Raw genomic sequence first — 26,668 nt, 5'->3', positions numbered from 1 at the left:
AAAGGCTAACAAATTAAATTTGTTAGCCTTTTTTATTTGCTTTAAATAAATACTCTTAAACCATTCAATATCATTACTTATTTAACTTTTAATTTAAGTAATTGCACTGCTAGACATTTAGTTGTTATACCTCTTGGTTTAATACTTTCCATTTCAGATGCATACGACATTTTAATGGCCAATAATTGATTTAATTTTTCTTCAAATATTGCTGTGATATGGCTTTGTATTTGTCTATATCTTTGTTTATAAAAAGAGGCCTGTTGTTTTTCTTCAAAATCAGAGATATGTCTTAATTTAAAATCTAAATAAATCTCTACTTGCTCATAACAATCAGTAAGTTGTTTTAATGTATTATTTTTTTCAACATAATGAATTAAAAACTGTTGTTCTTTTTCAAAATCTTCATCTGTGGAAGCTGCTTTATTTAAAAAATAACTAAGCTCTTTGGAATAATCCATTTTATTAAATAGAAGTTTTTGTTCTGAGGTTTCAGAGTAATTTTTCTTCTTGTAGACTCGATGTAATTTATAAACTTTATAGACAAAAAAACTTAATGAAATTAGTAAAATTGAAATTAATAAAATAATAAAAAAGTCGTCACTCATTGAACTACCTAAATACGATGAATACAGGTATATCTTAAGCTATTATTTTAACTATGAAAATTACTCTCTAGTTGATAAGATAGCAACTCAATACTTTCGTTTATTTAAAAATTTAGTTTATATTTTTCTATATCACTTACTAACCAACATAAGCAGCAATCACATTTATTAATTTTTAGAATACTAATATATACTAAAATTAATGTTACTAATTATTTACTAATCATAAAAAAGGGGATATTTTTTCGAATACCCCCATAATCTATATAAGATTATTATAAAAGTGGGACAGTATAATGGACATATAACCTTGTTTGATCTAGATGTCCCGCAACCTGGCTTCTAAACACAGCATCTCGCCATTCTAACGTTACACCTTTAAAGAACCCTTCTTGCATGGTATATGCAATACTAAAATCCCTTTCCCATTCCTTCAGACTACCTCGAGTAGACTTAATACCATGCCCTTTTGTAAAGTTAATATGGGTTCTTAATCCTGGCAATCCCCAATCTTTAAAGTTATAAGTATAGTGTGTAAACCAAGAACGTTCACCTGCTCTAGTAAAGTTACCTATAATACGTTGTGTAATCATTGGTGCACTGGTTCCACCTATATCGGGATAAGCAGAGGCTTGATCGATATAAGACGTATTGCTTCTGCCAGAAACGACCAAATAACCAACACCGATATCATGATTTTTAACTTGATAATTAATATAGGTTTGGTAGGTATTATTATTTACCTTACCTCTAGTCACACCATTGCCATAATAACCTGTAGCAGTATAACCTTGACTTCTACCCTTTGAGCTACCATTTTTACCATCACTACCACTATGCCAGTAATAAAGATTAACATTCAACTTACCAAGACCTATTTTAAATGAGTCATTTGCGCCTAAGAAATGTTGTTTATAAAAATCTTTTAAATTGCCATAGTAGTACTTAACAGTAGCAGTATCTGTTAATTTATACTCAACACCACCATAGTAGAACTTGTTAGTAGCCACACCTACTCCAGCACCTGTTGGCGCTAAACCTTGACGGTCAGTGGATGTTCTACCTCTAGCATGCTCCATCTTACCCAAAATAAGAGTAGTATTTTCAAACTCATTGGAGGTAATTTGTTGTCCAAAGAAGGTCTGAGGAACAAGACGCCCATCATTATGTCTTAGTACAGGGTTATAAGGTAAAAATCCACCAACTTCTAATTTTGTTTTAGACACTCTCATTTTAAAAGTCGGATCAAGTGTACTATAGGTGTTTTCTGCTTTTCCATTACGTTTAGTCGGGAACATTGTTCCTGGTACCCGGCTAACATCTCTAACATTTTTCTTAGTAGTACCACCTGAATCCAATCGAACTACAGTAGTACCAATTACATCCAAACCAAAACCTACTATTCCTTCTGTAAATCCAGATTTATATCTCAAGGTAAATGCTTGACCCCATTCAGGACCTGCATCACCCCTATGAGTATTACGATAGTCCTGTTCTACATACATATTTCTTAAATAAAGTTCTGCTGTACTATCTTTAAGAAACTCTGCCTGTACACAAGCTATTTCCCCAATAACTAAACTTAATAAAATTATTCTTTTCACGAGTGTCTACCCCTATAAGCATCACAAATTCTAATTTTTTTTATAAAATACTTTTCCATTGAAATATTAGGTTAAGTATCAAACACACTTAACCTAAGTTAATAACTTTAAATAATAGTTATTTGATTACTCCTTACTTGGATCATATAGACCTGATTTAATTAAGATTGCAGGCACTAATCCCATTAAACATAAAGCGATACCTACCCCTAAGAAACCAAACCCTATCGTAAAATGTTCTGCTAAGAAACCAATAGTAACAGGTGCCAAAATCCCTCCTATACGACCAGCATTATAAGCCCAACCCATTGCAAATCCACGTACTTTACCAGGGAAGCTTTCAGTCATATAAGTACCCATTACACTAATAGGTACGCCAAATAAGAAGCCAAAGCCGCACATTAACCAGATAATATTATCTTGTGTGTTGTACCATACGATTAATGGGATAAAAATTGCTGTACCGATAGAACCCAGTGCATAAACAGCCCTGCGACCTAGCTTATCGGCTAAAAATCCACCAAACACTTTACCTAACATCATGGCAATAAAGGTGCCAATCATATAGCCCGTCATGGATTTAAAGTTCACATGCAGCTCAGACTCCAGATAAGAAGGCATCCAATTCATTACACCATAGTAACTAAATTGGAAGAAGGTATTAACGAACATCCATGAGATAAAAACGAGTAGTACACCTTTGGTAGTAACCACTGTTTTTAATGAAGAGTCAGACTGAGTAACTGTTTTACCTTGAGCAACATCTATAGCATCAGTTGCTTGTTTATCAGTTTTTGCTTTTCTATTAGCAATCCATGATGGTGGCTCAGGTACAAGAAAAAACATAATAACGGATAAGAACACAGGAATAATAGCTGTGAAAAACAAATATCTCCAACCCCATTCTGGAATAATCCATTTTGCTAATAAGCTCGCTATAATATAGCCAATACTCCAACTAATAATTAGTGTAGCCATAATAGTTGAGCGATATTTTTTAGTTACATACTCAGACATCAGAATACTACAAGATAAATAAATCGCACCAATCCCAATAGCTGATAAAAATCTAATGGTGGCAAATTGAATATAGCTATGAGTAAATCCAAGTGCAGCCGTACCTACAGAAAAAATAATGATACAAACAACTATTGTTTTAACTCGACCAAAACGGTCACATGCCCAGCCCCCTGCAACACCACCAAAAAACATACCTAATAGTGTAAAGGTTCCTAACCATCCTTTTTGGGTTTGGGTTAAGCCAAACTCAGCTTGTAGACTATTTAAACTGTATGATAAAAACATCATATCTGCTGCATCAATCATCAATGCCAAAAAACAGAATACAAAAACATATACTTTTATTCGTGTAGGAATTAGACTTACTGGGTCTACTCCTTGATTTTGTGCTAAGGTTGTCATTGTTGTAATCCCTCAGTAATTTAATAAATTTATTTTTTTAAATTATAAAAAGTTAAGTTATTGAATAATTTTCTCTAAACGCTCCTTAATATTTACTACAGCTTCACTCACAATGTTTGTAATTAATTGTTCACAAGTTGGAATATCATGTATTAAGCCTTGAACCATACCAATTGACCAAACTCCTTTATCAGAATCACCTTCCTCATAAACAAGCTTGCCCCTTTGCCCAGAAACTAAATGTGCAACTTCTTCAAAAGCAATTTTTTTAGAAGCCTCTAACTGGCGAACTTCCTGACTAACAATATTACGAGCCACACGCGTAGTATTACGTAATGTTCGCAAAATCAAATCAGTATCTCTTTCCGTATTTTGTACAATAGTTTCTTTTATACGTTGATGTATTGGACTTTCTTGGGTACATAAAAAACGTGTTCCCATATTTATACCATCAGCCCCCAATGCCAAAGCAGCTACCAAACCTCGACCATCAGCGAAACCACCAGATGCCAAGATGGGTATTTGCAATTGATCAGCTGCTAAAGGTAATAATATTAAGCTGGGTATATCATCCTCACCGGGATGACCGGCACATTCAAAACCGTCAATGGAGATTGCATCAACCCCTAATTTCTCAGCTTTTAATGCGTGGCGTACTGCCGTACACTTATGAATTACTTTTATGTGATGTTGTTTAAAAGCTTCAATATGCTGTTGTGGATTATTACCAGCAGTTTCAACAATAGTAATACCTGCTTCTATAATAGCTGCCCTATATTCATCATAGGGAATAGGTCTAGCTGCAGGTAACAACGTTAAATTAACTGCAAAGGGTTTATCAGTCATTTCGCGGCAACGCTGAATTTCTTTATATAAAGCATCTGCATTAGGATGTGTTAAAGCTGACAATGTGCCAAGCCCACCTGCATTAGCAACAGCTGCCACTAACTCTGCTGTAGCTGCCCACTGCATTCCTCCTTGCATAATGGGATGCTCAACCCCAAATACTTGAGTAAAACGTGTTTCTAACTTATTCATACATTAACTCTATATAAAATAGGCATCCTTATCCTTGATACCCTAAGAGCTCTAGTAACTGTAAATGCTACTAGAGTTTCCCTTATTTAAATTAATCTTTTTTTAGACCAATAATGCCTTTTTCTTTAAGTTCAGCAATACGATCATCAGCAAGATTTAAATATTGTTTTAATACTTCTTCTGTATGTTGACCTAATAAAGGTGGCACCATTTTATACTCAATAGGTGTGCCAGACATTTTAATAGGACATCCCACCATTTTTAGTTTCTTATTAAATGGGTGTTCCATTTCAATCACTAAGTCACGTTCTTTAGTCTGAGGTTCATTAAGTGCTTGTTCAATATTATTAATAGGACCAACAGGTACTTTTGCAGCATTAATAATAGCAACCCACTCATCAGTTGTTTTGGTTAGGAAATGCTTAGCAAAAATATCATCAATTAACTCATCACGATTAATAATACGCTGAGCATTGGTAGTGAACTTTGGATTATTTGCTAACTCTGGTAAACCAATTGCCTTACAAAGTGCTGCAAACTGAGTATCATTACCACAAGCAATAATAAACTCTCTATCTTTCGATTTAAATACTTGGTATGGCACAATATTAGCTGAAGCATTACCAAAACTTCTGGGTATTACACCAGAGGAAAAATAATTCATCTCTTGATTAGCCAATAATGCAATCATCGTATCAAACAGCGCCATATCAATATATTGGCCTTTACCTGTTTGCATACGACTTAATAATGCGGCTTGAATAGCAACTGCTGAATAAAGTCCTGTAGCGAAATCAGCTAAAGCAATACCTGATTTTTGTGGCCCACCTCCTGGCAAGTCTGCACGTTCGCCAGTAATAGTCATAAAGCCACAAGCACCTTGAATCATAAAATCATAACCTGGCTCAGTAGCACGTGTACCATACTGACCAAAACCAGTAATAGAACAATACACTAAACCTGGATTAATTTTAGATAACGTCTCATAATCTAAACCATATTTCTTTAGATCACCTTGCTTATAATTCTCAATAAGTACATCAACATCTGCGGCTAACTCTCTAATTAATTCTTGTCCTTCAGGAGAAGCAATGTTGATAGCTACTGACTTCTTACCACGATTAGTAGATAAGAAGTAAGCAGACTCAGACGTTCTATTACCCTCATCATCAGGTAAAAATGGAGGCCCCCATCCACGAGTATCATCACCACGACCAGGGCGCTCGATTTTAATAACCTCAGCACCTAAATCAGATAAAGTTTGGCTACACCAGGGTCCAGCCAATACTCTACTCATATCAAGAACACGAATATGCGATAGTGCTCCCATAATTTACCTCTCAAATGAATTGTTGTTATTTTTAATAAAAGTAATGCTTATTAGTTTTTTATTAAATATTAAACTCGCTCAATAACCATAGCCAAACCTTGACCTACACCAATACATAAACTAATTACTGCATAACGTTGACCAGTACGCTGTAACTGTCTTGCTACTGTTAATGCTAAACGTGCTCCAGATGCACCCAGTGGGTGACCTAAGGCAATAGCTCCACCATTTGGATTAACACGTGAATCATCTAAAGCTACACCTAGTCCTTTTAAGCAAGATAATACTTGGGTAGCGAATGCTTCGTTAATTTCAATAATGTCCATGTCATTTAATGTTAAACCAGCGCGTGCTACTGCCTTTTTAACCGCTTCTACTGGACCAACTCCCATAATACGGGGTTCTACTCCAGCTGCCGCCGCTGATAAGATACGGGCTATTGGTTTTACACCACGTTGTTCACCCATTTCTTGGCTACCAATCAATAAGGCCGCTGCTCCATCATTAACACCAGACGCATTACCTGCGGTCACTACGCCACCTTCAAATAATGATCTTAGTTTTGATAAGGATTCAAAGTCAGAGCTAGGACGTGGATGTTCGTCTTCAGTGACAATCTTTGGTGGTGTTTTTTTACCAGTAGATACTTCTACAGGACAGATTTCGTCTTTAAAGAAACCAGCTTGACGTGCTGCTTCATATTTAGCTTGTGATGCAGCCGCAAATTTGTCAGCTTCTTCGCGGCTGATACCAAATTCTTTGGCTACGTTATCTCCTGTTTCGGGCATACTGTCATTGCCATACTTAGCCACTAAACGAGGATTAGGGAAACGTGAACCAATGGTTGTATCATAGATAACCGCAGCACGACTATAAGCTGATTCTGATTTAGGAATCACAAAGGGAGCACGTGACATGCTTTCAACACCACCTGCTAAGTATAAAGCACCTTCGTTACAAGTAATCGCACGAGCGGCATCAATAATTGCTGCTAGACCACTGGCACAAAGACGGTTAACTGTTTGACCAGGAACGGTATAAGGTAAACCTGCTACTAATAATGCATTACGTGCAACGTTACGAGAATCTTCACCAGCTTGGTTGGTAGAACCTAAAATAACATCTTCAATATCTTCTGCATTAAATTTACTTCTTTCGATAAGTTGTTGCATAACGCCTGCAACGAGATCATCGGGACGGATGGAAGATAATACACCTGCATGGCGTCCAAATGGTGTACGTAGTCCCTCATAAATATAAGCATTGAGCATTATTCTTCTCCTAATTTTTTATTTGTAATGATGGAGTGAGTAAAAAATATTACCCACTCACTATTATTTATTGTATTAATGGTTTATTGGTGTTTCTTCATGGCAAACGGCAATGCCTAATAGTGCTCTGCGACGTAGCCAAGGGCTTGGGCGATAACGAGGATCACCTGTTGCAGCATTAATTCGCTCTAAAATAGTAAGTACACGCTTAGCACCTAAAATATCACCCCATGCTAAAGGTCCGTTTGGATAACCAAGACCTAAACGCACAGCTAAATCAATATCTTTCACACTAGCAATTTGTTGTTGTGCAATATCACAGGCTAAGTTAACAATACCTGCTAAAATACGTTGTACGATAAAACCGTTGCTATCATGAATCACTGTTACACTCACTTCATCTTTAGCAAATAAAGCATGCGCTGCATCACGCACTTCACTCTTAGTAACAGGTGTTACCATTAAAGTACGATGTTTATCAACATTACACAGTAAATCAATACATACCGTACGCTCTGGATCTACGTTATAACGCAATGAGGCTGTAGTTGCATCGTCACCCCATGGTGCTAATAAACAAATTGCATTAGCAGAAGGTTGCGCTCCATTTTCTACTGTACCGCCTAATTTATTAATTAAGCCAGTTAACTGAGCACGGTCTTCGTCATTTTCTGCACCTAGCCAAACAGCTGGAATAGTTTGTACTGATGGTACAGGTTGTGGTTGTGCTGGATTTACCATAGCACCTTTTTCATAACGATAAAAACCTTCTCCCACTTTACGACCTAATAAACCAGCCACTAACATTTGACGAGTTAATGGATGTGGGCGATAACGTGGTTCTTGGTAGAATTGGTTATAGATAGACTCCATGGCAGGATGTGATACATCAAGTGCGGTTAAATCTAATAACTCAAAAGGTCCCATACGGAAACCTGCACCTTCACGTAATACACGATCGATATCACCAATGGTGGCAACACCTTCACCTAAGATTTTTAATGCCTCTGTACCATAAGCACGACCTGCATGGTTAACGATAAATCCTGGAGTATCCTTAGCACGAACACCTGTATGGCCCATTTTTACTGCAAGATCTTGTAATGTGTCACAAACAGTTAAATCTGTTTTGATACCAGGAATAACTTCCACCACTTTCATTAATGGCACAGGATTAAAGAAATGGAAACCAGCTACACGCTCAGGATTTTTCAAACCAGCAGCAATAGCACTCACTGAAAGCGAAGAAGTATTACTTGCAATAATCGCCTCTGGACGCACAATACCTTCTAATTGTTGTAATAGGTTGCGTTTAACATCTAAATTTTCAACAATAGCTTCAACGACTAAATCACAAGGTGCAAGCTCTTCAACTTTGTTAATTACAATTAAACAATCAATAGTTTGTTGTGCAGCTACTTCTGTAATTTTTCCTTTTTCAACAAGCTTATTAAGAGTCTTAATCAAACCTTCTTTAGCTGTTTGAGCAGCACCTTCACGCGCATCAAATAAAAGAACTTCAATATCTGCTTGGGCAGCAATTTGAGCGATACCAGCTCCCATAACACCTGTGCCGATAATACCCATTTTTGTTATAGTTTGAATAGCCACTATTTATTCTCCTTTGTAGTTTGGTGCACGTTTTTCAACAAATGCATTAGCACCTTCTTTTTGATCTTGAGAGTTAAAAAGAATCTGGAATGCTTTACGTTCTAACATAAGCGCTGCATCTAAAGGTAAATCCATTCCTGCTAAAACAACTTCTTTAATTTGGGCAATAGCGATTGGTGGCATTTTGGCAATTTCTTTCGCCATTTCAATCGCACGTGGGATAGTTTGGTCATTGCTTACCATCTCACTAACTAAACCCATACTTAACGCTTCAGGAGCTTTAACCATACAGCCAGTGAGAATCATACGCATTGCTTGGAACTTACCAATGGCACGAATTAATCGTTGAGTACCACCAGCACCTGGCATAACACCTACTTTAACTTCAGGCTGACCAAAACGTGCAGATTCGCCTGCAATAATAATGTCAGCATGCATAGCTAATTCACAGCCACCACCCAATGCATAGCCATTTACAGCTGCAATAACAGGTTTTGGACAGTTAGCAATAGCTTGCCAATAATATTCTGTATGACGACTATACATAGCAATTGTCGTAGCAGTAGTCATATCTTTAATATCTGCACCAGCAGCAAATACTTCTTCCCCACCAGTTAAAACAATAGCTCTAACTTCAGCATTGTTGCTAAGATCAAGGAAAACATCAGCTAATTGCTTTCTCACATCATTACTAAGTGCATTTTTAGCTTGTGGACGGTTCAGGCGAACAAGAGCAACTTGTTCAGCAGGATATTCAACTAATACTAGCGGTTCTGACACTGCTTCCATATTTACAACTCCACTCAATTTATTTATTTTGTTATGCGAAATATGATTTTGTTTTCAATTTTATTCTATCTCAGGAAAACTAATGAGTAAATGAAATTACTGTACTTTATTTATATGATATTGAATAATAAGAGAATATAGGATTTTTATAAGACTTATACATATCAAAATATTTCACAATACGAAATATAGTTTTGTTTCTATTGATTTTTATTAAAGAGTCAGTTTATCATGCAAGACTATAAAAACAAAAACGGGAGTAACAAGCCAATGCAGTTAGATAGTAACAACCACCGTTTACTAGATCCAATGAATAATGCTGATGAAGAAATTAAAGATCGTCAGTTTGTTACTGCACTAGCTAGAGGACTTGAGCTATTAAGGTGTTTTGGTCCTAAAGAAACTGCTTTAGGCAATCAAGAACTCGCCCATAAAACGGGGCTACCAAAACCAACTGTTTCACGCTTAACTCATACCTTAACCCGTTTAGGCTATCTTAAAAAATTACCAAATACTAGTAAATATCAACTCGATGTAGGTGTATTAGCCTTTGGTTATAGATTACTCAATAACCTATCTATTAAAAGTGTCGCCAGACCCTTAATGGAAGATATGGCTAAATATGCTAAGGCAGCTGTTGCTATGGCAGCAAGAGACAGACTACAAATGGTTTACTTAGATGTGGTACATGGTGAAGCTAATTTGACCATGCGCCGTCAAGTTGGTAGCTATTTACCTATCCATGCCAGTTCTGTAGGTCGTGCTTGTTTAGCAGCAATGCCTGAAAGCGAGCGAGATTTTATCCTAAATCATCTACGAACACGCAATAAAGAAGAATGGCCTGCTATCCAAAAAGGATTAGACCAAGCTTTTAAAGAATATAAGGATCATGGCTATTGTCTTTCATTAGGTGATTGGCATCGTGAAGTTAACTCAGTAGCTGTGCCAATGATTGATAATAATGAACTCATTGTATTTAATTGCGGCGGCCCAAGTTTTCATTTACCTAAAGAAAAGATAGAAACGGATATCGGACCACGTTTAATCAATATGGTTAGTAATATACAAGGCACCATACAATAATAACAAACCAAGTATTAGGAGAAAATAATGATTAGAGATCAAGAAACCCTCAATATCCTGTTAGACTCTATTAATAATTTTGTTAAAAATGAGCTACAGCCTATTGAAGAAGAAGTAGCAGATAATGATGAAATCCCCGAAACAGTCATCCAAAAAATGCGTGAGCTAGGGCTATTTGGCTTTGCTCTACCCGAACAATATGGTGGCTTTGGTGTAACTATGGAAGAAGAAGTGCAAATAGCCTTTGCTTTAGGGCACACTTCTCCTGCATTCCGCTCATTAGTAGGAACCAATAATGGCATTGGTGCACAAGGTATCTTAATTGATGGTACAGAAGAACAAAAAGAAAAATATTTACCAAAATTAGCATCAGGTGAAATTATTGGCTCGTTCTGTCTTACTGAACCTGACTCAGGTTCAGACGCTGCTTCATTAAAGACTACCGCTATTAAAGATGGCGATTATTATATTCTTAATGGTACTAAACGCTTTATTACCAATGCGCCTCATGCTGGCATCTATACAGTAATGGCTCGTACCAACTCTGAAATCAAAGGAGCTGGTGGCATTTCAGCTTTTATTGTAGAAAGAGGTACGCCAGGACTCACTATTGGCAAACCTGATAAAAAAATGGGCCAACAAGGAGCTCATACTGCAGATGTTATCTTTGAAAATTGCCGTGTACCCGCCTCACAGCTTATTGGTGGTGTAGAAGGTATTGGCTTTAAAACAGCGATGAAAGTATTAGATAAAGGTCGCTTACATATTGCCGCTACTTGTGTTGGTGTAACTGAAAGAATTCTTAAAGAAGCATTACGCTACGCAATGGAAAGAAAACAATTTGGTAGACGTATTGCTGACTTTCAAATGATTCAAACACTACTTGCCGAAAGTAAAGCAGAAGCTTATGCCGCTAAATGTATGGTAATAGATGCTGCACGCAAAAAAGATGAAGGTAAAAATGTAATTACTGAAGCCTCTTGTGCCAAAATGTTTGCCTCAGAAGTCTGTGGCAAAGTAGCAGATCGCGCAGTACAAATTTTTGGTGGTGCTGGTTACATTAAAGATTATGGTATTGAACGTTTTTATCGTGACGTGCGGTTATTTCGCATTTACGAAGGAACGACCCAGATTCAACAAATTGTTATTGCCAGAAATATGGTAAAAGAAGCAGAAAACGAAGGTTTTTAAAAGATATACCAAACCTTGTTTTTAATATTTTCACCCACAGAAGAAGAGAAAGAGGACACCCATGAAGGTTCTTGTAGCAGTTAAACGAGTGGTTGACTACAACGTAAAAGTCCGTGTTAAAGCAGACAATACGGGAGTTGACCTAGCTAATGTCAAAATGTCAATGAACCCCTTTTGCGAAATTGCGGTAGAAGAAGCAATTCGCTTAAAAGAAAAAGGCATAGCCACCGAAGTAGTTGCCGTATCAGTAGGCCCAGTAGCGGCACAAGAACAACTTCGTACCGCCTTAGCATTAGGCGTTGATCGCGCTATCCTCGTAGAAGCCGAAGACAACCTAAGCTCCCTCAACGTAGCCAAAGTACTAAAAGCAGTAGTCGACAAAGAACAACCACAACTCATTATCCTAGGTAAACAAGCCATCGATACCGACAACAACCAAACAGGCCAAATGTTAGCCGCCCTAGGTAATTACTCACAAGGTACCTTTGCCTCCAAACTAGAAGTAGCGGGCGACAAAATCAACCTTACTCGCGAAATTGATGGTGGACTACAAACCGTAGCACTAACCCTACCAGCCGTAGTAACAACCGACCTACGTCTTAACGAACCACGCTATGCTTCACTCCCTAACATCATGAAAGCCAAGAAAAAGCCATTAGAAACTACCAACCCTGCTGACCTAGGCATTACCGTCAACAACACCGTAACCACCCTAAAAGTAGAAGCCCCTGCTGCCCGTAAAGCAGGTATCAAAGTAAGTTCAGTAGCAGAACTCGTAGACAAACTAAAGAACGAAGCGAAGGTGATCTAATGACAATCCTTGTTATAGCAGAACACAACAACACAACATTAAATACCGCCACCCTCAACACCGTAGCGGCAGCCCAAGCAATTGGTGGAGACATCCACATCCTCGTCGCAGGCCAACATGCCCAAACAGTAGCTGACGCGGCGGCAAAAGTACCAGGCATAAGCAAAGTCTTACTAGCAGACAATGCAGCCTATGCCCACATGCTACCTGAAAACGTAGCCAAACTTATTCTAGGCCTAGCCAACAACTACAGCCACATCCTAGCGCCAGCCACAACCGATGGTAAAAACTACCTACCACGCGTAGCAGCCCTACTCGATGTAGACCAAATCTCAGAAATCATCGCCGTACAAAGCCCAGACACCTTCAAACGCCCCATCTACGCAGGCAATGCTATTGCCACCGTACAAACAAGCGCCAACATCAAAGTCATCACTGTGCGTACCACAGGTTTTGATGCAGTAGCGGCTGAAGGTGGTAATGCGACCATTGAAGCGATTAGCGAAGCAACCGACGCAGGCGTATCCAGCTTTATCAACGAAGAACTAGCCAAATCAGACCGTCCAGAACTAACCGCAGCCAAAGTAATTGTATCAGGTGGTCGTGGCCTACAAAATGGCGACAACTTCCAACTACTTTACGCCCTAGCAGACAAACTAGGCGCAGCGGTAGGTGCATCACGAGCAGCGGTAGATGCTGGCTATGTACCTAACGACCTCCAAGTAGGCCAGACAGGTAAAATCGTAGCTCCAGAACTCTACATAGCGGTAGGTATTTCAGGCGCTATCCAACATCTAGCGGGCATGAAAGACTCCAAAGTTATTGTAGCGATCAACAAAGACGAAGAAGCCCCTATCTTCCAAGTAGCGGATTATGGTTTAGTGGGTGACTTATTTGAGTTAGTGCCTGAGTTAACTAATGCACTATAAGTAGCTAACTCTACTTATAGTTTCAACATATCAATACAATCACTCTGTTATTGATAATTGTTAGGTAGGTTTAATGTTTATCATTAACCTACCTTTTTTATTAGCAAAAAAATAGGGCAACTAATTTTAGTTAGTTACCCTACTTTCTAAACACTATTAATACTATTTAACTTTACGAATAGTATCTACGTCTATCTCAACAGAATTCCAATCTTTATCTACTTCACCATAAATTTCAACAAGATCATTTGGACCAACTGTTACACCTCTCCAATCATCATCATCGATCTCAATAGTAATTTCACCTGTTTTATCTTTAAAGGTATACTTTTCTTTGCCAAGATGTTTAACAATATTACCTTGTAAAGTCACTTTAGTGTCATCACGCATTTCTTTAACTTGTGCAACGGTTTTCACTGAACCTGTAGCTTTAGGCCCTGTATAACCACCTTTCTGACTAGCGCCAGATGGTCCAGTAAACCCACCTTGCTCTGCTAATGCTACTGTACTGCCTAACGTTAATAATGCTGTTGCTATTACTAATGCTTTTTTCATCATAAACACTCCCATCGATTTATTCACAATCTTCAATATAAAACCTTATATTGTATTAAGATACATTAGTTAGATAAAAAAGAAGTGAAAATTTTGTTATTTTCATCAATAGACTTGTATCAGGATATTAATCGTTCTCATTCCTATTTTAAGCATATGCCTGCCTAACAATGCCTGCAACTTATAAACATTAGCCTTTAGTTAGAATCCCAGCCCCTTTAATGGCATTCACTGACTCATATATCAACTCATTACCACGATAAATAAAACCTGTATAAACCTGTACAAGGCTAGCACCTGCTTGCAACTTCTGTACAGCATGAGCACCTGTGGTAATACCACCTGCTGCAATAATAGGGAGTTTTCCTTGTAAAGCCTCCGATAGCAACTTCACTGTTTTGGTACTTGCTTCTAATAAAGGGGCACCTGAAAGCCCACCTGCTTCATTACCATATGGCAGATGTTTTACTGCCTCTCGAGCAATAGTTGTATTAGTAGCAATAACAGCATCCATCCCTGCTTCTACTAAAGAGTTTGCTACCAACACCGTTTCTTCTTCTGTCATATCAGGTGCTATTTTTATCGCTAAAGGCACATAGCGATTATGCTGTTGCTGTAATGCTTGTTGACGAGTTTTTAATTGCTCTAATAATCTTTTTAAACTATCCCCAAACTGTAAAGTACGAAGTCCTGGAGTATTAGGTGAGCTTAAATTAACGGTAATATAATCGGCATAAGGATAGACCTTTTCTAAACAAATAAGATAGTCTTTATCTGCTTCATCAACAGGTGTATCAAAGTTCTTGCCAATATTAATACCCACTATTCCTTTATATTTCTTTGCCTTAACATTAGCTATTAAATGATCAACGCCCTGATTATTAAACCCCATACGATTAATAATTGCTTCTGCTTCTACTAAACGAAATATCCTTGGTTTTGGATTACCTGGTTGTGGTCGTGGGGTAACTGTCCCTACCTCAATGAAACCAAACCCTTGAGAGGCTAACCCATCAATTGCCTCACCATTTTTATCAAGCCCTGCCGCTAAACCCACAGGATTAGTAAAATTAAGCCCCATGACATTAACAGGTAAATGCGGTGCACTATCAATACACCCTAGTTTACCTCGTAATTTTAAACCTTGAATAGCTACATTATGAGCAGTTTCTGGATCAAGTGAGAACATAAATGGGCGAATCAACTTATACATGATAGCTCGCAGAAATAAGGAGAAATAATAGTTTATTATTATAGCAAGTTCCATCTAAAATACCCCATTAAAATCTATTGACTTGAATTAAATCAAATATGTCTGATCGTTACTTTGATGAATTAGCTAGCCATTTTGCTAAGAAAATTTATGGTGGAACCAAAGGTGCTATACGCTTAGCTGTACTACAAGCTGACTTACACTCTATTTTGCCTAATACCCCTATTAGAATATTAGATATTGGTGCAGGACTTGGCCATATATCACTTTGGTTAGCTGAACAAGGACATCATGTGACTGTGACAGAACCCTCGTCAGTAATGCTCGAAGGGGCAAAAGAACAATTTAGACAGGCTGGACTAACTGCAGAATTTATTGAACAACCTTGGCAACAGTTAGACTTTGCAGAACCTTTTGACTTAGTAATATGTCACGCTGTACTTGAGTGGCTAGCTGATCCCTTAAGTATTCTTAATACCCTAAAGCAACTAACCCATAAAAATGGTTGGTTATCATTAGCCTTTTATAATAAAGATGCTTTAATTTATCGGAACTTATTAAAAAGAAACTTCCGAAAAATTAAAAAACAACATTTTGCTGGTGAGAAACAGAGCCTAACACCACAACACCCTATCGATCCAACATTACTTAATGAAGCAATGAGTATAGATTGGCAAATTGCTAAAAAAAGTGGTATTCGTGTGTTTTCTGATTATATGCCTTTAGAGTTCAAAAAAATGGCTGATCTACCAAGCCTTATTGAAATGGAACTAGAATATCGTAATCATCCTATCTTTTCTGGATTAGGATGTTATTTACACTGGTTATGCCAAATAAAAGAGTAAACTATGAATCAACCTTATCTGATTGATATTGGTATTAATTTAACCAATAAAAGTTTTAAAAAAGATCTCCCCCAAGTATTAGAGCGTGCCTATCAAGCAGACGTGCTACAAATGGTTATTACAGGCACAAGTGAACAAGAAAGCGAACAAGCTCTTCAGCTTTGTCAAGAATATGATAAAACCGCCACACAACTATTTAGTACAGCAGGTATTCATCCTCACCATGCAAAAGATTGGCACAGCGAAACACTAACCACATTAAAACAACTATTAACAGAACCTACAGTGAAAGCAGTTGGTGAATGTGGTTTAGATTTTAATCGTGATTTTAGCCCTCGCCCTATTCAAGAACGTGTTTTTGAAGAGCAATTAACATTAGCTATTGAGTTAGGTAAACCTGTTTTTATGCATGAACGTGATGCTGATGATCGTTTTACTGCCATACTCAAGCAATATAGAGATCAGTTACCAGCAGCGGTTATTCATTGTTTTACGGGTGACAAAAAAGCACTTTATCAATACCTAGATATGGATTTACATATTGGTATTACTGGTTGGATTTGCGATGAACGTCGTGGTGAACATTTACAACATTTGGTTAAAGATATTCCAACAGGTCGTTTAATGATTGAAACAGATGGTCCCTATTTACTACCACGGACATTAAAAACTAAACCACAAGATCGCCGTAATGAGCCTGCTTTTTTACCTGAAGTATTAAATACTGTCGCTCATTGCCGCCAAGAAACCTTACAAGAAACAGCTACTCACACAACAACTTGTGCCCAAGTTTTCTTTAAATTACCCACTATAAATTAAAAAGGAATAGCATTTAACTATTCCTTTTTAAACATTTATCTCTTTGAAATCTGCCTTAACCTTTCAGCAATCATATTAAGCTCTTTTTGCTGTCTAGCACTTAATCCTGATTGCTTTTGTAACTCTCCATAACGTGCTTTAAGTTCTTCCTCTGTCATTTCATCAATTGGCTTTTTCAATATAGGACTATCATCAGGCGCAATTTGATAATTAGGAACAACATTGACTATATGTGTTTCCTTATAAGGATTTCCTTTTTCATCACTAGAACACGCAACTAAGGCACCTCCCCCAAAAAGACACAAAATCACTGCTAACACTTTCTGCATAACAACCTCTAACTTATTTATCTAATCGAAACTTATTTGTCTGTGCAGGAAAAGCTTTAGGTTTAGCATCCTTAGCCATTTTTGGCGTTGCTAGTTCAAATAATGCAAAGCCTATCACACCAATATTAGCTGCGGATCCTTGATTAGCTCCTGAAAGATAAGGGCTATCTTTTTCATGGAAAACAAAGGGTTTGTATTCATCCCTAGTTTGACGAAAGCCTCTAACTGTAATGGTATTACCTGGAAACAGAATATAACCTGCATTGTTATAATGTGCTTCATGACCAGTGATACTGTCTACACCATCCGTTGTTGCCAATACCTCATAGCCTGTATTACTTATATTTTCAAAGTAAAGGGTATAACTTTGCCCCTTAATACCTTTAATATAATAATTTCCCCCTGACTGAATCACAGGTATCTTTTTACCATATCTATCAAAGATGGTTACACTAATTCGACCTTGTGCAAAAGCAGGGTTATCAACCACTGTACCCTCTGGTGGAGTAGCTGAATAATAAATCTCACCCATCGCTGTTGGTTGTGATGGTGAAACCCTTACCACATCCATATACTCTTCTTTTGCTTCAACACCATCCCCCCAAACAGGGCCTGTTTGCTCAAGCTCTGGCAAATCAGTAGCAGGTTGCTTATTACTAGAACATCCTGCAATAACTAATAAATTTAACAAAAGGGTTGTTAGCAGTAAGGTAGAACGTTTCATATATGATATTCCTTATGGATACATCGAATCTCTATTATAATACTATTTTTTTAATAGATTTTTTATCATTAGCATAAAAGTTAACATAAGCAATTAATAACCAAAAGCTGCCCTATGTACATCTGACTCTCGCTCTATTCCTTTTTGTCGAACACATGTCGCATAATAAAGCTGTTTATCTGACGCCGCTCGCTTAACAATATCTTTAACATAAACCAAGGCCGAGCCTGTAACTGACTTCATAGCACTAACAGGATTCGGACTTTTAGGCACGTAACGAAATAATGTACTACATTCCCCACTAGCCTCTAACACTTCAGCCACTGCCTTTAATACTTCATCATTAATCGGCCAATTTGCAGCTTTAGGCCCATACCAAGCAACAAGTATTTTTTTAATATCTTGCTCAGTCTCGTGATCTAATACCATTAGCAAACTCCTTTTATTTGTTTACAGTGGAAACAATTTGACCAACCTCGTCCAATGTATAACCTCTAAACTGGAGCGAATACAAATAACCCTTTTGCTCTATAGGGATCAAATACACATTAACACGATCACTTTTAACAAGGTGCATAAACGCCCTAAAATTATCATTATTAAGTTTGATCTCTGTTACTGGATTATTACAATTGACTGTATCCGTTTTTCTGTATTGCTCAATAATAGTTGAGTCATTACCTATGGGGATCGCACCAAATAACTTAAGGTAAAAATCATCAATTTTTAAACCATCATAAAGATGATCCCAATAACGAAAAGTTAATAACTTTTTATTAGTAAAGAAAAACACAGGCGAATCATTGACTCCAACACGGACAGGCTGTTCAACTTTCATATCTATGCCTGTAAAGGTCGTCACTGGAAAGGTGGCTGAAGCCATTGGTTGATATTCTTTTAAGGTGGGCTTTATTTGACAATCATTAGCCAACACATTGGTCGCCATAAAAAACACAGTAGCCAATATATAAAAAAGTTTTTGCATGTGTTACTTGCTCCCTGTCCTATTTAACTTAGTAAGTATTTAACAATAAAAGCGGAATTAAAACAAAAAATCCGCCTTTATTGTTAAACGTTATTACTTGGCAAGTAGCTCAATATAATCTCAACAGGCATTTATTTCTATTTATTCTATATTACTGAGACTTCCAAGCAATTAATGCACCTGCTTGACCAAAAAGGGTATTAATCTCAGTTAAATTCTCTTCTGGAACACTCCAAATAAAAGACTGCCCCTCATTAACTGGCATTAATTCACCCAAAGCAGGGTTACTAACAATTAAATTGCCTAAACTTTGACCTTGAATATTAATATTTAAATGGTTGTGATTAAGTACATTATGAGGATAGACCATTCTTAACATATTATCTTTATACCTAGCAGGCCCATTAAATAAACCGGGGGTCTCATCACGCCAAACAAAATGCTTTTCATAAACAGGCATAGGAACTACCCCTTCATCAAGCACATACTCATAAGCATCTACTACATTATCTTGCACATAAACAATACCATAAGCAGCATTAACTATCTCTGCACTAGCTTTTATAAACTCTTGTAGTTTATCTTTAGGTATATCAGCAGCATACTGCATATCAATATGATAGAAACCACCATATTGATCTGTTACATGCCCGAATGAAGCGGCCCACGGCAAGCTATTACCATCCTTATGATAAAGTCTAAAATCTTGCACCTCACCGCTTGCAATTAACTGTGCTAAATCAGATACCGTTACATTACTGTATCCTGCATGATCAGACCGATAAGCTGCATCTGTTACGGGAAGACCTACTACTTGAAAAAATAATTGTGCTAGTGTGTAAGCTTCTTGAGCGGATAAATTATCTGTATTATATAACGCTATTCCGATGCACATAAGAACTCCTTAAGATGTTCACTAACTAGTAATGAACGCTAAAATATAAAAATAAAATACCAATTCCTACTATGACAATAAAATCATATAAAAACCATGAGAATAATCAATAACCCTAGTAACTTTTAGCCAAATATTGATACTAAGTGTTTTATATAACAAATTAAAATACTTTACAGTTGATTATTATATTAAATAACTATATAACTTTACTTAGTTTAAATGGGCTTTAGTAAAGAAGATGATATTATTACACATTGGCTTTGGCCAATTAATAACTTACAGTGGCAGTCAATAATAAATAAAGGGGACAAATAAGATGAATAAACAAGAAACAGATTACCTGTTACCCCAAGGTGATATTGCATTGCAAATCACTGCTCTTCCTTATAATACCAATGGCTTTGGTGATATTTATGGGGGCTGGCTTGTTTCACAAATGGATATTGCTGGAACATCTGTTGCGGCTAAAATTGCTAAAGGCCGAGTAGCTACTGTTGCTATTGACCAAATGTCCTTTTTAGTACCTGTTGCAGTAGGCTCACAACTTTCATTTTATACTGAAACTCTGTCAGTAGGACGTAGCTCTATTCAAATTCGTGTAGAAGCATGGAGCGAGGGATTAATCACAGATGATTGGCGTAAAGTAACAGAAGCTGTTTTTGTATTCGTTGCTATTGATAGCAGTGGTAGAACAAGGGCACTACCTGAACAAAATACACTTGCTTGATAATGTAATACCTTTATTCTAGCTATTAAATCAGTTAAAGTGAGTGCTTTTATAATTATAGAAACTATAATTGTATTATTTGCTTAGTTGACTGGATTTATAATCATATGCCTAGAACAATTCGTATTGCCACGCGTAAAAGTGCCCTTGCACTTTGGCAAGCTGAATATGTTAAGACTCGTTTAGAAGCCTTCCATCCTAATATTAATGTAGAACTTGTACCAATGGTTAGTAAAGGTGACAAGTTATTGGATTCACCTTTAGCCAAAATAGGTGGTAAAGGACTCTTTGTAAAAGAGCTTGAAACAGCTTTATTAGAAAACGAAGCTGATATAGCTGTTCATTCGATGAAAGACGTTCCAATGGATTTCCCAGAGGGATTAGGCCTATATTGTATTTGTGAACGAGAAGATCCTCGTGATGCCTTTGTATCCAATCATTTTAACTCCATAGATGAATTACCAAAAGGCGCTATTGTTGGTACTTCAAGTTTAAGACGGCAAGCACAACTACTGACTTACAGACCTGATTTAACAATCCATTTCTTACGAGGTAATGTTAATACTCGTTTAGCTAAGTTAGATGCTAACGAATATGATGGTATTATTTTGGCTGCTGCTGGTTTAATACGCCTTGAACTAGCCAATAGAATTCGTTCTTATATTCCTGTAGAAATGAGTTTACCTGCTGTTGGGCAAGGTGCTGTAGGCATTGAGGCACGAACTACTGATACTGAGCTACATGAATTATTAAAACCACTTCACCACCAACAAACAGCCCTTTGTGTCACTACCGAGCGAGCCATGAACAAACATTTAAATGGTGGCTGCCAAGTTCCGATTGCTGGATACGCATTACTGAATAACGATCAACTCTATTTAAGAGGGCTTGTAGCCCAACCTGATGGTCAAAAAGTTTTAACCGCTGAGTTTTCAGCACCAATTAGTCAAGCAGTACAACTAGGTATAAAAACTGCTGAAACATTGCTCAGTTTAGGAGCAAATGATATTTTAAAAGCTATTTATGGTGAGGAACAATAGCCATGAATAGCTGGCGTTTATTATTAACGCGCTCAGCACCTGATTGCCAACTACAAGCTGATCATCTAGCAGAGTTAGGTATTATCTCTGAATGTTTACCTTTATTAGAAATAATACCTTTACCTGAAACCGCTACACAACGTAGCCAGTTACTCGACTTTGATCGATATACAACGCTTATTGTTATTAGTAAACCCGCTGCTAAACTAATTCTTGAACGATTAGATTATTACTGGCCACAACTGCCTATTCAACAAACATGGTTTACGGTTGGTAAAGCGACTGCTGAAATATTGCTGGAGGCTAACCTTAATGTACATTACCCTACCTTAGGCGATGATAGTGAAGCATTATGGCAACTAGCTGATTTTCAAGAAAGTTTAGCAAATCCGCAATGTCGTGTATTAATCATAAAAGGTCAAGAAGGTCGTCAATGGCTCACTGAAAAACTACAGTTAAGTGGCATTGCTACAGAAACAATGGAACTTTACCATCGCCAAGCACCTAATTATACAGAAGAATTCTTGTGGCAGCAGTTAAGTCATAAGAATATCAATGCTATTGTAATCAGTAGTGGTCAAGCACTACATAATTTACATCAACTAGTAACAGAAAATTGGCAGAAACTTGTGCAAATGCCTGTCTTTGTTCCAAGTCAGCGCGTTGCAGAACAAGCGACAAACTTGGGTATTCGCCAAATTATTAATTGTAATGGTGCTAGTATAGATGCATTAATAGCTGCATTAAAAAACCACCAAGCACCATAATTGTTATAAAATACTTCTACTTGATACTGAATAATTGAAGGATAAACCAGTGAACAAGCAAACAGACCCACAACAAAATGAATCCGTTGAAGCTAATGATCCTAAAGCAAAGGCGACCAGTAAGCCATCTGAGTCACCCAAAGCAGCTTCAACCAAAAACAAAACGCAAAATGCAACTTCTCTTAAAGCTGATAGTTCAATGATTGCTGGCTTAGCATTAGTTATTGCAATTATAGGTTGTGGCGGTGCTGGTTTTACCTATTGGCAAATCAAAAATCAAAATAATCTACTCACAGAGCAGAATACTAACCTAACAGCTAAGTTAGCAGAGCAACAGCAAAAAGTTGATCAAGCACTCCAGCAATTTACTGAAAACACTAAACAACAAGAAGCGTCATTAAGAAATCAACTGACAGATACGCAAAGCAAATTGAAGGATTTAGATGCAGAAACCACCAAGGTTAAAGCATCACAACAGAATGTAATTACTCAAATTGCAAAAGTAAATGCTGACTCTAGCCAAACGTGGATGTTGTTTGAAGCTAAACAAATACTAAAACAAGCCTTCTTTAGATTAAGAGCATCAGATATTAATGGTGCTAGCAAACTGTTAGAAGACCTTAATGAAACCATTAAGTTACGTGGCGATCTTAGCCAAGCGGCCAGTAAAGTTAATCAAGCCATTGAAACAGCGCTTCTAAAACTACAGCAAGCAGAGCAAGTTGATCGCGCTAACCTTTACTCTCAATTAGCTGCAATCCAAACTCAAATCTCTGAATTAAAAGTTAAACAACCCGTTTTCCAAAAACAAAATGCTTCCCAAGAAAAACCAGCTAATCGTTGGGAAGCGCTAGCAGGAAAATTATCTAATTATGTTCGTGTAGATTTTAATGCCAACAGCAAAGTATTACCTATACTTACTTCACAAGGTTTTGGACAATTAAAAATGACCTTAAACCTCGCCATTGAAAAGGCACAGTGGGCAGCACTTAATGGTGAAAGTGAAATCTACAAGAGTGAGCTTACCCGTGTTGCAGATTTGTTAGAACAATATTTTGATGTTGATACTACAGCGGTATCAGCCCTCATTAATAAAATTGAACAATTAAAAAACAAAACGATTATTACTGAAGTACCTGACATCACAGATACCTTACAGTTTGTAAACAATTATCTAGATGAACAAATTTCCTTAAATGCACCTAAAAAAGCAGTCTCTCAATCAACAGGAGGCAATAATCAATGAATCGCCTCATGGTTAAACTAGTTATAGTTGTTCTTTGTACACTTGTACTAGGTGTGGCTATTTCTATCGATGCAGGTTATGTATTTATCAAATTTAGCCGCTTTGAATATGAGTCAAGCCTTTGGGTAACCTTTGCTCTGATTGGTTTTATTATTTTCATTATTTGGTTACTCTTCACTCTTACAGGCATATTATTTGAAGTATTCGGTAAAATTAATCCATTCTCTAGTGAAAGAAAACAAAAACTTGGTGAAATAGGTATGCGCGAGTTAGCAGAAGGTAATTGGTCTGCTGCATTAAAACACCTAAAAGCCGCTACCAAAGGTCGTCAAAAATCACTTACTCATTATCTAGGTGCTGCTCAAGCAGCTAATGAGTTAGGTGACTATGAGAAAAGTAACTCATTTATTGAAGCCGCTTGTGATTACGCACCTAAAGCTAAAGTAGCGATTGGTTTAACTTTTGGTCGCTTATTAATAGCTCGTCAAGATTATGATAAGGCATTAGCTGTAGCCAATGAACTTTATGAAGATAAACCTAACCATCCATTAGTTATTAAACTTGTTTATGATATTTATTTACAACAAGAAAACTGGCTGGCTATTAATAGATTATTGCCTGCTTTAGCTAAACATAAGTTATTGCCTGAAAATACCCTCGCGAAACTTGAACAGTACGTATGGGGTTCATTACTGAAAGAATCTTTTACTAATAATAAAGAACAGCCTGTGATCGCTGCTGAACAATTGAAAAAAGCATGGGATAGTCTACCTAATAATGCCAGAGATGACCTGCATATTTTAGAAACCTATATCCAATTACTTTGTTCATTGGGTAATCAACACGAAGCAGAAAAACTTTTACAAAAAAGTATTGATAAAGACTATCGCTCTGAGTTGGTTTATTTATATGGTCAAATCAAAGGTAATGATACAGGTAAGCAAATTAGTAGCGCAGAGCGTTGGTTAAATACGCATAGTGATGATGCTATTTTATTTTTAACCCTTGGTAAACTTTGTCAACGTGCTCAGTTGTGGGGTAAAGCTCAAGAATATTTTGAGAAAAGTTTACAGCTCAAACGTTCTCCAGAAGCTTGTCTTGAATTAGCAGGCTATTTAGCTCAACGTGGTGAAACACAAAAAAGTAACCAGCTTTTCCAAGAAAGCTTACAGCAAATTCACCGTTCTTTGTATTTACCATCAGCCGCCAAAAACAAACTAGACTAGTAGCTTAAACCAGTAGTAACACCAAGTTACTACTGGTTTCTTAAATTATATAATGGTTGTTTATAATACAGGCGATAGTAGTCTTGCTATACCTAGACCAAAACGATAAAAGAAAGAATATTTATTGCTATCAGCTAAACTCTTTTCTGTCGAAACAGCAAAGTCATTGACTAGCATCTCTTCTACTTTCTGAGTAAACCTTTCACTAATCGTAAGCACCATAATTTCAAAGTTTAAACGGAAAGAACGGTTATCAAGATTAGCACTACCAATAGCTGTTATATCATCATCAATTAAAACTACTTTTTGGTGAGTAAAGCCTTCTGTGTAATTAAAGACCCTAACCCCCATTTTTACCGCTTCCATTGCATACAACACTGAAGCTAAATAAACAAATAAGTGATCTTTACGAGAAGGTAACAAAATTCTTACATCTACTCCACGCAACACAGCTAGTTGTAAAGCACTCCACACGGCCTCATCTGGCACAAAGTAAGGACTGGTAATCCAAATACGCTTTTTAGCTGCATTTAATGCTTCAACAAAAAATAATGAGCAGGTTTCTTGCTCATCCGCAGGGCCACTAGGTAATGACTGACAAGCAACACCATCTGTAGGAAATTGTGTTTGGAATAATAACTCTGGCAATGTACCACTTGCCCAGAACCAATCTTCTGCAAACGTCTCTTGCAAACAAGTAACAATTGGGCCTTGTAATACAATATGGGTATCACGCCAAGGCGCTAGAGGTGGTTTTTTACCTAGGTATTCTATGCCTACATTATGACCACCAACAAAGCCAATCTCACCATCAATAATGGTTATTTTACGATGACAACGAAAGTTCCATTGGAATCGATTAAAAAAGCTAGTACGTGTTGAAAAAGAGCCAACATAAACCCCTGCTTTTTTCAACGTGGCAATATACTGTCCAGGTAATCGTATACTACCTACCCGATCATATAGGAAGTAAACTTTTACCCCCCTATTAGCACAATCTATAAGTTCTTTTTGTAACTCTTTGCCTAATGCATCATCATTTACAATAAAAAACTCCATCAACACCACTTTCTTGGCATGTCGTAACGCGGCAAAAATTGTATCAAAGGTTTGTTGACCATTAACCAGTAAATCAATTTTATTATTAGCTAATAACGGCATTCCTGTTAACTTATAGAATGCACGCACACTTTCATAACGTTGATCTGGGCTACCTGTTATTACCTCTTTTATCCAATTACGCCAATCTATTTTTTGGGTGACTTGGTGCATTTCATTGTCCACTTGCCGACGAGCCTTAATATAAGCACCAAATTTATTACGGCCAAAAATAAGATACGGTATTAGCGTTAAAACTGGCATAAACACTAAAGACACAGCCCACGCCACAGCTCCCTGCGAAGTACGCACAGTAAACAACGCATGCATTGCAGCTAAAATACCGCACAATTCTATGGTAATAAAAAGAGCGCTAAGCCAATAAAAATGCTCGGCCTGAATAATCATTCGTTCTCTAAATCCTCAATAATTTTATGAATAGCTTTTAATATACGGGGTATTCTACAAGAATGTAATAGGCTTAATAGCTAACAGAAAGAAATAACAAA

The 26,668-nt window shown here is 37.1% G+C and carries 27 protein-coding genes; 11 read left to right on the top strand and 16 right to left on the bottom strand.

Features of this window, described 5'->3' with window-relative positions:
* Positions 1-77 precede the first annotated feature (77 nt).
* The 8 genes from MTZ49_RS06520 to MTZ49_RS06485 form a co-directional block, all read right to left on the bottom strand.
* On the bottom strand, positions 78-608 hold the full coding sequence (locus tag MTZ49_RS06520; protein WP_264747540.1) for a hypothetical protein: 531 nt from the start codon (positions 606-608) through the stop codon (positions 78-80).
* Positions 609-883: 275 nt separating this feature from the next.
* A complete protein-coding gene (locus MTZ49_RS06515; RefSeq protein WP_264747539.1) occupies positions 884-2,212 on the bottom strand; it encodes an OprD family porin in 1,329 nt (442 codons plus the stop codon).
* 126 nt (positions 2,213-2,338) lie between these two features.
* Positions 2,339-3,634, bottom strand: a complete 1,296-nt coding sequence (locus MTZ49_RS06510) for an MFS transporter (protein ID WP_264747538.1) — start codon at positions 3,632-3,634, stop codon at positions 2,339-2,341.
* A gap of 57 nt (positions 3,635-3,691) precedes the next feature.
* On the bottom strand, positions 3,692-4,672 hold the full coding sequence (locus MTZ49_RS06505; protein ID WP_264747537.1) for an NAD(P)H-dependent flavin oxidoreductase: 981 nt from the start codon (positions 4,670-4,672) through the stop codon (positions 3,692-3,694).
* Between the two features lie 91 nt (positions 4,673-4,763).
* Positions 4,764-6,002 (bottom strand): CaiB/BaiF CoA transferase family protein, encoded by a 1,239-nt coding sequence (locus tag MTZ49_RS06500; protein WP_264747536.1) that lies wholly within the window; start codon positions 6,000-6,002, stop codon positions 4,764-4,766.
* Positions 6,003-6,070: 68 nt separating this feature from the next.
* Positions 6,071-7,273, bottom strand: coding sequence for a 3-oxoadipyl-CoA thiolase (locus tag MTZ49_RS06495; RefSeq protein WP_264747535.1), 1,203 nt, complete (start codon positions 7,271-7,273; stop codon positions 6,071-6,073).
* Positions 7,274-7,348: 75 nt separating this feature from the next.
* Positions 7,349-8,884, bottom strand: a complete 1,536-nt coding sequence (locus tag MTZ49_RS06490) for a 3-hydroxyacyl-CoA dehydrogenase (RefSeq protein ID WP_264747534.1) — start codon at positions 8,882-8,884, stop codon at positions 7,349-7,351.
* Between the two features lie 3 nt (positions 8,885-8,887).
* Positions 8,888-9,673, bottom strand: coding sequence for an enoyl-CoA hydratase (locus MTZ49_RS06485; protein ID WP_264747533.1), 786 nt, complete (start codon positions 9,671-9,673; stop codon positions 8,888-8,890).
* Between the two features lie 270 nt (positions 9,674-9,943).
* On the opposite strand from MTZ49_RS06485, the gene MTZ49_RS06480 reads away from it, so the two are divergent.
* The 4 genes from MTZ49_RS06480 (at position 9,944) to MTZ49_RS06465 (ending at position 13,687) form a co-directional block, all read left to right on the top strand.
* Complete coding sequence (locus tag MTZ49_RS06480) at positions 9,944-10,756, top strand: IclR family transcriptional regulator (RefSeq protein ID WP_264747845.1); 813 nt, start codon at positions 9,944-9,946, stop codon at positions 10,754-10,756.
* Between the two features lie 27 nt (positions 10,757-10,783).
* Positions 10,784-11,947, top strand: coding sequence for an acyl-CoA dehydrogenase family protein (locus MTZ49_RS06475; protein WP_264747532.1), 1,164 nt, complete (start codon positions 10,784-10,786; stop codon positions 11,945-11,947).
* A 61-nt stretch (positions 11,948-12,008) separates the two neighbouring features.
* On the top strand, positions 12,009-12,758 hold the full coding sequence (locus MTZ49_RS06470) for an electron transfer flavoprotein subunit beta/FixA family protein (RefSeq protein ID WP_264747531.1): 750 nt from the start codon (positions 12,009-12,011) through the stop codon (positions 12,756-12,758).
* The gene (locus MTZ49_RS06465) at positions 12,758-13,687 is read left to right on the top strand and encodes an electron transfer flavoprotein subunit alpha/FixB family protein (RefSeq protein ID WP_264747530.1); all 930 of its coding nucleotides are present in this window, start codon (positions 12,758-12,760) and stop codon (positions 13,685-13,687) included. The genes MTZ49_RS06470 and MTZ49_RS06465 overlap by 1 nt, the downstream gene beginning before the upstream one ends.
* A 162-nt stretch (positions 13,688-13,849) precedes the next feature.
* Here MTZ49_RS06465 and MTZ49_RS06460 read toward each other — a convergent pair whose 3' ends face one another.
* Both MTZ49_RS06460 and MTZ49_RS06455 read right to left on the bottom strand, forming a co-directional pair.
* Positions 13,850-14,245: a NirD/YgiW/YdeI family stress tolerance protein gene (locus MTZ49_RS06460; protein ID WP_319804747.1), complete on the bottom strand. Its 396-nt coding sequence runs from the start codon at positions 14,243-14,245 to the stop codon at positions 13,850-13,852.
* A 187-nt stretch (positions 14,246-14,432) separates the two neighbouring features.
* On the bottom strand, positions 14,433-15,455 hold the full coding sequence (locus tag MTZ49_RS06455; protein ID WP_264747529.1) for a quinone-dependent dihydroorotate dehydrogenase: 1,023 nt from the start codon (positions 15,453-15,455) through the stop codon (positions 14,433-14,435).
* 98 nt (positions 15,456-15,553) lie between these two features.
* On the opposite strand from MTZ49_RS06455, the gene MTZ49_RS06450 reads away from it, so the two are divergent.
* Both MTZ49_RS06450 and MTZ49_RS06445 read left to right on the top strand, forming a co-directional pair.
* Positions 15,554-16,300 (top strand): methyltransferase domain-containing protein, encoded by a 747-nt coding sequence (locus MTZ49_RS06450; RefSeq protein ID WP_264747528.1) that lies wholly within the window; start codon positions 15,554-15,556, stop codon positions 16,298-16,300.
* Positions 16,301-16,303: 3 nt separating this feature from the next.
* Positions 16,304-17,119, top strand: a complete 816-nt coding sequence (locus MTZ49_RS06445) for a TatD family hydrolase (RefSeq protein ID WP_264747527.1) — start codon at positions 16,304-16,306, stop codon at positions 17,117-17,119.
* Positions 17,120-17,154: 35 nt separating this feature from the next.
* On the opposite strand, the gene MTZ49_RS06440 is transcribed toward MTZ49_RS06445, so the two are convergent.
* The 5 genes from MTZ49_RS06440 to MTZ49_RS06420 all read right to left on the bottom strand — a co-directional run bounded on the left by MTZ49_RS06440 (position 17,155) and on the right by MTZ49_RS06420 (position 20,052).
* On the bottom strand, positions 17,155-17,448 hold the full coding sequence (locus MTZ49_RS06440; protein ID WP_264747526.1) for a hypothetical protein: 294 nt from the start codon (positions 17,446-17,448) through the stop codon (positions 17,155-17,157).
* 13 nt (positions 17,449-17,461) lie between these two features.
* The gene (locus MTZ49_RS06435; RefSeq protein ID WP_264747525.1) at positions 17,462-18,172 is read right to left on the bottom strand and encodes a hypothetical protein; all 711 of its coding nucleotides are present in this window, start codon (positions 18,170-18,172) and stop codon (positions 17,462-17,464) included.
* A 93-nt stretch (positions 18,173-18,265) separates the two neighbouring features.
* The gene (locus MTZ49_RS06430) at positions 18,266-18,601 is read right to left on the bottom strand and encodes a hypothetical protein (protein ID WP_264747524.1); all 336 of its coding nucleotides are present in this window, start codon (positions 18,599-18,601) and stop codon (positions 18,266-18,268) included.
* A gap of 13 nt (positions 18,602-18,614) precedes the next feature.
* Positions 18,615-19,157: a hypothetical protein gene (locus tag MTZ49_RS06425; RefSeq protein WP_264747523.1), complete on the bottom strand. Its 543-nt coding sequence runs from the start codon at positions 19,155-19,157 to the stop codon at positions 18,615-18,617.
* Positions 19,158-19,308: 151 nt separating this feature from the next.
* A complete protein-coding gene (locus tag MTZ49_RS06420) occupies positions 19,309-20,052 on the bottom strand; it encodes a hypothetical protein (protein WP_264747522.1) in 744 nt (247 codons plus the stop codon).
* Positions 20,053-20,371: 319 nt separating this feature from the next.
* Here MTZ49_RS06420 and MTZ49_RS06415 point away from each other — a divergent pair, with 319 nt between their 5' ends.
* The 5 genes from MTZ49_RS06415 (at position 20,372) to MTZ49_RS06395 (ending at position 25,061) form a co-directional block, all read left to right on the top strand.
* A complete protein-coding gene (locus MTZ49_RS06415; RefSeq protein ID WP_264747521.1) occupies positions 20,372-20,782 on the top strand; it encodes an acyl-CoA thioesterase in 411 nt (136 codons plus the stop codon).
* Positions 20,783-20,889: 107 nt separating this feature from the next.
* Complete coding sequence (hemC, locus tag MTZ49_RS06410) at positions 20,890-21,822, top strand: hydroxymethylbilane synthase (protein ID WP_264747520.1); 933 nt, start codon at positions 20,890-20,892, stop codon at positions 21,820-21,822.
* A 2-nt stretch (positions 21,823-21,824) separates the two neighbouring features.
* A complete protein-coding gene (locus MTZ49_RS06405; protein ID WP_264747519.1) occupies positions 21,825-22,589 on the top strand; it encodes a uroporphyrinogen-III synthase in 765 nt (254 codons plus the stop codon).
* 49 nt (positions 22,590-22,638) lie between these two features.
* The gene (locus tag MTZ49_RS06400) at positions 22,639-23,835 is read left to right on the top strand and encodes a uroporphyrinogen-III C-methyltransferase (protein WP_264747518.1); all 1,197 of its coding nucleotides are present in this window, start codon (positions 22,639-22,641) and stop codon (positions 23,833-23,835) included.
* Positions 23,832-25,061, top strand: coding sequence for a heme biosynthesis HemY N-terminal domain-containing protein (locus MTZ49_RS06395; RefSeq protein ID WP_264747517.1), 1,230 nt, complete (start codon positions 23,832-23,834; stop codon positions 25,059-25,061). The genes MTZ49_RS06400 and MTZ49_RS06395 overlap by 4 nt, the downstream gene beginning before the upstream one ends.
* Positions 25,062-25,121: 60 nt before the next feature.
* Here MTZ49_RS06395 and cls read toward each other — a convergent pair whose 3' ends face one another.
* A complete protein-coding gene (gene cls, locus MTZ49_RS06390; protein ID WP_264747516.1) occupies positions 25,122-26,567 on the bottom strand; it encodes a cardiolipin synthase in 1,446 nt (481 codons plus the stop codon).
* Positions 26,568-26,668 lie beyond the last annotated feature (101 nt).

This window comes from Entomomonas sp. E2T0 (assembly GCF_025985425.1).
GTDB lineage: Bacteria > Pseudomonadota > Gammaproteobacteria > Pseudomonadales > Pseudomonadaceae > Entomomonas.
Note: the sequence above shows the minus strand (reverse complement) of the source record. Positions and strands in the feature narration are given on the sequence as shown.